The sequence below is a fragment of the Mycobacterium sp. genome, assembly GCF_035653355.1.
GTDB lineage: Bacteria > Actinomycetota > Actinomycetes > Mycobacteriales > Mycobacteriaceae > Mycobacterium.
Map to the genome: position 1 here is coordinate 1 of NZ_DASRBZ010000230.1, position 6,786 is coordinate 6,786.

The 6,786-nt window shown below is 64.7% G+C and carries 9 protein-coding genes and 2 pseudogenes; 5 read left to right on the forward strand and 6 right to left on the reverse strand.

Annotated features, from left to right (window positions below; all coding sequences use genetic code 11):
- A pseudogene (locus tag VFA16_RS07780) lies at positions 1-180 on the reverse strand (hypothetical protein); the annotation flags it as partial.
- Between VFA16_RS07780 and VFA16_RS07785 the strand changes: the two are divergent.
- Positions 179-1,156, forward strand: coding sequence for a diacylglycerol/lipid kinase family protein (locus VFA16_RS07785; RefSeq protein WP_324967260.1), 978 nt, complete (start codon positions 179-181; stop codon positions 1,154-1,156). The pseudogene VFA16_RS07780 and the gene VFA16_RS07785 overlap by 2 nt on opposite strands.
- Positions 1,157-1,396: 240 nt before the next feature.
- The gene (gene whiB1 / locus VFA16_RS07790; protein ID WP_324967261.1) at positions 1,397-1,651 is read left to right on the forward strand and encodes a transcriptional regulator WhiB1; all 255 of its coding nucleotides are present in this window, start codon (positions 1,397-1,399) and stop codon (positions 1,649-1,651) included.
- Positions 1,652-1,709: 58 nt separating this feature from the next.
- On the opposite strand, the gene VFA16_RS07795 is transcribed toward whiB1, so the two are convergent.
- Complete coding sequence (locus VFA16_RS07795) at positions 1,710-3,209, reverse strand: sensor histidine kinase (RefSeq protein WP_324967262.1); 1,500 nt, start codon at positions 3,207-3,209, stop codon at positions 1,710-1,712.
- A 50-nt stretch (positions 3,210-3,259) separates the two neighbouring features.
- Complete coding sequence (locus tag VFA16_RS07800) at positions 3,260-3,475, reverse strand: biotin/lipoyl-binding carrier protein (protein WP_324967266.1); 216 nt, start codon at positions 3,473-3,475, stop codon at positions 3,260-3,262.
- A gap of 264 nt (positions 3,476-3,739) precedes the next feature.
- Here VFA16_RS07800 and VFA16_RS07805 point away from each other — a divergent pair, with 264 nt between their 5' ends.
- Together VFA16_RS07805 and VFA16_RS23770 are read left to right on the forward strand one after the other, a co-directional pair.
- Positions 3,740-4,369: a hypothetical protein gene (locus VFA16_RS07805; protein WP_324967263.1), complete on the forward strand. Its 630-nt coding sequence runs from the start codon at positions 3,740-3,742 to the stop codon at positions 4,367-4,369.
- Between the two features lie 74 nt (positions 4,370-4,443).
- Positions 4,444-4,524, forward strand: coding sequence for a 50S ribosomal protein bL37 (locus tag VFA16_RS23770; RefSeq protein WP_003920846.1), 81 nt, complete (start codon positions 4,444-4,446; stop codon positions 4,522-4,524).
- Here VFA16_RS23770 and rsrA read toward each other — a convergent pair.
- Both rsrA and VFA16_RS07815 read right to left on the reverse strand, forming a co-directional pair.
- Positions 4,521-4,766 carry a mycothiol system anti-sigma-R factor gene (rsrA, locus tag VFA16_RS07810; protein ID WP_324967267.1) on the reverse strand — a complete coding sequence of 82 codons (246 nt, stop codon included), beginning with the start codon at positions 4,764-4,766 and terminating at the stop codon, positions 4,521-4,523. The genes VFA16_RS23770 and rsrA overlap by 4 nt on opposite strands.
- 38 nt (positions 4,767-4,804) lie before the next feature.
- On the reverse strand, positions 4,805-5,602 hold the full coding sequence (locus tag VFA16_RS07815) for a sigma-70 family RNA polymerase sigma factor (RefSeq protein ID WP_324967264.1): 798 nt from the start codon (positions 5,600-5,602) through the stop codon (positions 4,805-4,807).
- A gap of 203 nt (positions 5,603-5,805) precedes the next feature.
- Here VFA16_RS07815 and VFA16_RS07820 point away from each other — a divergent pair, with 203 nt between their 5' ends.
- Positions 5,806-6,654 (forward strand): NAD(P)-dependent oxidoreductase, encoded by an 849-nt coding sequence (locus VFA16_RS07820; RefSeq protein WP_324967265.1) that lies wholly within the window; start codon positions 5,806-5,808, stop codon positions 6,652-6,654.
- Positions 6,655-6,659: 5 nt separating this feature from the next.
- Here VFA16_RS07820 and VFA16_RS07825 read toward each other — a convergent pair.
- Positions 6,660-6,786: pseudogene (locus VFA16_RS07825) on the reverse strand (SOS response-associated peptidase); the annotation flags it as partial.

A 6,786-nucleotide genomic window follows, 5' to 3' on the forward strand; every position in this document is an offset into this window, starting at 1 on the left:
GACCAGAACAACGGCCACGACCAGTGCCGCCGCGCCTTGCAGAGCGACAATCAGGCCCGCGCCCCGCACACTGGCCGGGGCGGGGCGCGCCTCCCGGTCGCGGGGCACCGTCACAGCGCCAGCGTAGCCACCCGTGGCTCCGGTGATTCCGACGATCTGGCGGTTAAGCTCTTGCCACATGCGCGCTGTGCTCATCGTCAACCCCACTGCGACTTCCACGACCCCCGCGGGGCGAGATTTGTTGGCGCACGCGCTTCGGAGTCGTCTTCAACTGACGATCGAGCACACCACCCACCGCGGCCATGGCGGCGAAATCGCGCAGGCGGCCGCCGAAGCCGGGGTGGACTTGATAGTTGTGCACGGCGGCGACGGGACGGTGAGTAATGTGGTCAACGGCTTACTCGGACCGCCCGGGCCATTGCCGACCGGCCACGTCCCAGCGGTTGCCGTTGTGCCAGGTGGTTCGGCCAACGTCCTGGCCCGCGCGCTGGGCATCTCATCCGACCCGGTCGTCGCCACCAACCAGCTTCTGGGGCTGCTCGACAAGTACGGGCATCAGCAGAACTGGCGGCGCATCAGCCTGATCGACTGCGGTGAGCGGTGGGCGGTGCTCAATGCGGGGATGGGCGTCGACGCCGAGGTGGTCGCCGCGGTCGAAGCCCAACGGGCGAAAGGCATCAAGGTCACTCCGTTGCGGTATTGGCGCGTGGCGACACCTACCACAATCGCCTACGCGCGCCGTGAGCCGACATTGACGCTCCAGCTCCCTGACCGTGAACCCGTTTCTGGTGCGCATTTCGTCTGGGTGACCAATACCAATCCGTGGACCTACAGCAACAACCGTCCGATCTGGACCAATCCGAATTGCACCTTCGAGACGGGCCTGGGGGTGTTCGCGCTCACCGGGATGAAGGTGATTCCCACGCTGAGGTTGCTGCGCCAGATGCTGTCCAAACGGCCGAAGCTGGAGTCTAAGCACCTTGTCCGCGACGACGATGCGGCTTGCCTGACGGTCACCTGCAGCGGCCCGCCGATCGCGAGCCAGTTCGACGGCGACTACCTCGGCCTGCGCGAGCGCATGACGTTCCGGGCGGTGCCCGACGCGCTAGCCGTGGTCGCCCCATCCCCAAAAAACGATTCTGACCTGCAGCGATAAGACGGCCGCCGAATGGCGTGCGCAGATCAGGCTTTAGCGAGTACAAAGGTTTATGGGTTTCCTCAGCAGATCGTCGAAGTGAGATTGCCCACGTGCTGACGTGGGACTATTGACATCTGTTGAGCCTATGAAACGATCAAACGATCGCGTGCAACGGTACGGAAACATTTGTTGTGCCCGCGTTAACAGCCGAAGAACACCTGTGCGTAGTGCTGCGCACATAGTGAGGAGTAACGACGTATGGATTGGCGCCACAAGGCGGTGTGTCGCGACGAGGATCCGGAGCTGTTCTTTCCGGTGGGGAACAGCGGGCCGGCGCTCGCGCAGATCGCTGACGCGAAACTGGTCTGTAACCGCTGCCCGGTGACCACGGAGTGTCTCGCCTGGGCTCTGGAAACGGGCCAGGACTCCGGTGTGTGGGGCGGAATGAGCGAAGACGAGCGGCGTGCGCTCAAGCGTCGCAACGCCCGGACGAAGGCACGAAGCGGAGTCTGACCGAATTTTCGGGATTGCGGCCTCGACAAATGTCGGGGCCGCAATATTGCGTGCCGGGTTATTGGGCTAGCCGCGCGCGCCGACCGATCGGGACGCGCAGTACCACGTCGGTGCCGCCAGTGGTCGCCGCCTGCATGTGCAGTGAGCCGTCCAGTTCGGCCGACACGAGTGTCCGCACGATCTGCAGGCCCAGCCGGTCCGAGGCTTCCAGGCTGAACCCGTCCGGCAGGCCACGGCCGTTGTCGTGGACAACCACGTCCAACCAGCGCGCCGACCGCTCAGCATGAATGGTCACGCACCCTTGCCCCGCGTCCGGTTCGAAGGCGTGCTCGATTGCGTTTTGCACCAGTTCGGTGATGACCATGATCAGCGCGGTGGCGCGGTCGGAATCCAGCACTCCCAGCGCGCCAACCCGATTGACCCGGATCGGGGTATCCACGCTGGCCACGTCGTTCATGATGGGCAGGATCCGGTCGATCACCTCATCGAGGTTGACCTCCTCGTCTACGGACATCGACAGCGCGTCGTGCACCAACGCGATCGACGACACCCGGCGCACCGACTCCAGCAGAGCTTCACGCCCCTCGGGGTTGGTCGTCCGGCGTGCCTGCAGCCGTAGCAGCGCCGCGACGGTTTGCAGGTTGTTCTTCACCCGATGGTGAATCTCGCGAATCGTGGCGTCCTTAGACATCAGTGCGCGGTCTCGGCGCTTGACCTCGGTGACGTCGCGGATCAGCACCGCAGCGCCGGCTGCCCACCCGTGCACGACCAGCGGCAGCGTCCGCAGCAGCACCGTGGCGCCGCCGGCGTCTACCTCGATCCGCATGCTGGCGCCGCCGGTCAGCGAGTCGCGCACATGATCGGCCAGTTCCTGCGCCTCGAATGGATCGGAGATCAACGGGCGGGTGACCTCAATGAGGTTGTGGCCCTTCAATTCTGACGTCAGTCCCATCCGATGGTAGGCCGACAAAGCGTTGGGGCTGGCATAGGAAACGACGCCGTCGTTGTCGAGCCGGATGAAGCCGTCACCGGCTCGGGGGCTGGAGCGTGCCATCGCAACGTCGCCGACGTTGGGGAACGTGCCCTCGGAGAGCATGTGGACAAGATCAGCGGCGCAGTCCAAATACGCGGTCTCCAGCGGGCTCGACTTGCGGTTGGCCGCCAGAGCTGTTTGGTGTGTGAGCACCGCTACCACGCGTTCGCCGTATCGCACCGGCACCGCTTCGACGTTCAAGCCAGTCTGCTGCCATGAAAAATGTTGTCCTGCAGCATTTTCCCGACTGATAGTTCCGGACGAGAATGCCGCGGCGACCAGCGGCAGCTGCTCGGCGGGAACCACCGTGCCGACGGCGTCGGACAGCAGCACGGTGGGAGCGGTGTTCGGCCGGCATTGCGCGACGCACACCAGCGCGCCGTCGTCGCGGCGCACCCACATCAGATAATCCGCAAACGACAGGTCAGCCAGCAGCTGCCACTCCCCGACGACCGCGTGGAGGTGGTCGACGGCATTGCCCGGCAGCACAGTGTGTTCGGCAAGCAGGTCACCGAGAGTCGACATCTCTTACTCGCGAACAAGTTCCGGATTGCAACGATTGAACGCGTCGACGCCTAACTGATCACCGCAATGAGATCCCCGGCCTGGATCACGTCGCCCACTGACACGCTGACTTTGCTGATCGTGCCGGCGACTTCGGCCAGGACCGGAATCTCCATCTTCATCGACTCGAGCAATACCAGGGTGTCCCCTTCGCCGATTTGATCGCCCTCGTTGACCATGACTTCCAGCACGCTGGCCACGATCTCCGCCCGGACGTCCTCGGCCATCATCACCCCGTTCATCGCTTAGCCGATGGTTGCGCAATCTCGCCGCTCCATCGAACCACAATCGGTCGCCGTCGGTGCGTTGGAGTAAGCCCCGGCGGCCGCAGGCGCCGCGAGAGTAAGCAAACCCGAAGGTTACTAAGCGAATCTATAGAGTTCGTTCCGTGATCGTGTCGTGTTCCCGCTGTGACTATTGAGCTGAATCGTTACCAAAGTGATTTCTGTGTCGGAAGCACATTCCGCGGCTCAAGAGTTAGGAGTATCCGGATGTCCCTGAACGCGCATACGAACCCGCGGTCCCACACCCGAGTGACCCGTCTTACCGCTGGTGTAGGGCTCGCGCTGGCGACGGTCGGCGCGATCACGTTCGGCAACGGAGTCGCCGCCGCCGCGCCCGCGCCTGTGCTGGTCGACGATCCCGCTCCGGCTCCCGTCGCGGACCCGACTTCCGCTGTCAATGCGGCCAACACGATTTTCGGCGTGCTGAATTCGCTGCTGAATTCGGTGCTGCCCGGCAGCGGTTCGCTCATTCCGGAAACCACGCCTGGCAGCACGCTGTCGCCCGGCGCCGGCAGTTACCCGAGCTCCTTATCGCCGAGCGGCGGCTACCCCGGTTCGCTGTTGCCGGGCCAAACGCCAGCGATGCCAGGGCAGACCAGCCCGCTATTGCCAGGCCAGACGCCCGGTGTGCCGAGCCAGACGCCCGGTTTGCCGGGACAAACCAGCCCGCTCTCGCCGGCGCAGGTTCCAGCCTCACCAGGGCAGACCAGCCCGCTCGCTCCGGGCCAAACGCCTGCCCTGCCGGGCCAGACCACCCCGCTGTCACCCGCGCAGACGCCTATCGTGCCGGGCCAGAGCACCTCGCTCTCACCGGTACAGAGCACTCCGGTGGTCTAGCTAGCCCGGTGGCAGCCGCCGACGGCCGCAATGAAAGACTGGGCCGAACGTCATAGCTGCAAGGAGGTTCCGGCATGGCCAAGCGTGGCCGCAAAAAGCGCGACCGCAAGCACAGCAAGGCCAACCACGGCAAGCGGCCCAACGCGGGCGGCTAGCTGCGGAAGATGGTGGTCCGGCTGATCTCCAGCCGCAGCCGCTCCCGCAGGTGCTCCGGGGCCTTCTCGCCTTTGCACTTGCGGGCTATCAGCGCTTTGATCCGCTCTTCGAGCCCGTAATGCCGTAGGCATTCGGGGCAAGCCTCGAGGTGTTCGCGCAGCTTCTCCCGGGCTTCTGGGGTGCATTCGCCGTCAAGTAGCGTCCAGATCTCGGCGATCACTTGCCTGCAGTCGGCGTACATGTCCCGATCGCTACCGCCTCCGGAGCAGGAGTAGCCGCTCACGACGACACCTCCTCAGCTGCCTGATCACCGCGTACGAAGCCGCGCTCCTTGGCCACATTGGCCAACAATCCACGCAGCTGACGCCTGCCGCGGTGCAGCCGCGACATCACCGTCCCGATCGGCGTATCCATGATTTCGGCGATCTCCTTGTACGGGAAACCTTCGACGTCGGCGTAGTACACCGCCATCCGGAACTCTTCAGGCAACGCCTGCAGTGCTTCCTTGATCTCGGTGTCGGGTAGCGCCTCAAGGGCTTCCACCTCTGCCGAGCGCAGGCCGATCGACGAGTGCTCGGCGTTGGCGGCGAGCTGCCAGTCGGTGATTTCCTCGGTCGGATACTGCGCGGGCTGACGCTGCTTCTTGCGGTAGTTGTTGATGTAGGTGTTGGTCAGGATGCGATACAGCCAGGCCTTGAGATTGGTGCCCTCGCGGAACGACCGAAACCCCGCGTACGCCTTGACCATCGTTTCTTGAAGCAGATCCTCGGCGTCGGCAGGATTGCGGGTCAGGCGTAACGCACCGCCGTAGAGCTGGTCCAACAACGGAATCGCGTCGCGTTCAAAGCGCGCCGTCAGCTCTTCGTCTGTCTCGTCGGATCGGACGGGCCCCGACGGCTCTTCGATCGGCTCCTCGATCTCCGCCGTCTCCCGTTCGGTCGCGTCGTCGCTGTCGGCCATCTTGGTTAGCACAGTCCCTTCTGCCACGGTGTCACCGAATAGCCCCGACAGCGACACCTGACGCTCGAGGCAGCGAGCCCGCTGCTCTTCGCCCAGCAGGCTCATCGCCGCTGACACCCGACGCCCCTCCTCCCAATCTAGAGGTTGTGACAGACAAACTGTTCTTCGGCGGCTCCGGCCTGGCCGCGAGCTGCGCCACAGATGAACCGCATCAGTCAACAGCATTAAGCATTCCGCTATTTCCGGTGTCGTATTTCGCCTCAATCGCTCAAATCCGGACCGCTGGCCGAGGACCGTCGCAGCGGGGTTAATGTGACGCCATGTCCCTCTCCGGTAAGACCATGTTCATTTCGGGTGCCAGCCGCGGAATCGGCCTCGCGATCGCCAAGCGGGCGGCACGCGACGGCGCCAACATCGCGCTGATCGCCAAGACCGCCGAACCGCACCCGAAGCTGCCGGGCACCGTCTACACCGCCGCCAAGGAGATCGAGGAGGCGGGCGGCAAGGCGCTGCCGATCGTCGGCGACATCCGCGACGGCGACGCGGTGGCCGCAGCGGTAGCCCAAACCGTGGAGCAGTTCGGCGGCATCGACATCTGCGTCAACAACGCGTCGGCGATCAACCTCGGATCCATCAAAGAGGTGCCGCTGAAGCGCTTCGACCTGATGAACGGCATCCAGGTGCGCGGCACCTACGCGGTGTCGCAGGCATGTATCCCGCACATGACGGGCCGGGAGAACCCGCACATCTTGACGCTGTCGCCGCCGGTGCTGCTCGACCCCAAGTGGCTCAAGCCGACTCCGTACATGATGGCCAAGTTCGGGATGACGCTGTGCGCGCTGGGCATGGCCGAAGAGCTGCGCGACGACGGCATCGCGTCCAACACGCTGTGGCCGCGCACGCTGGTGGCCACTGCCGCGGTGCAGAACCTGTTCGGCGGCGATGAGGCGATGGCCCAGTCGCGCAAGCCCGAGGTCTATGCCGACGCGGCCTACGTCATCCTCAACAAACCCGCCACCGAGTTCACGGGCAACACCCTGTTCTGTGAGGACGTGCTGGTCGACGCGGGGGTGACCGACCTGTCGGTATACGACTGCACACCGGGCGCCAACCTCCAGGTCGACCTATGGGTGGAAACCCCCAACCCGCCCGGCTACCGCGCGCCGTAAGGGGTCTACAGCAGAGTTGGCTGCTCGGGTTGCGGTTCGGCCGGCTCGAGCAGCTCGGGTCCGTTGTTGCGCACGTTGTTGACCAACGTCGATATCTCACGCATGCGGATGCCGCGCACATCGGGCGGGCTT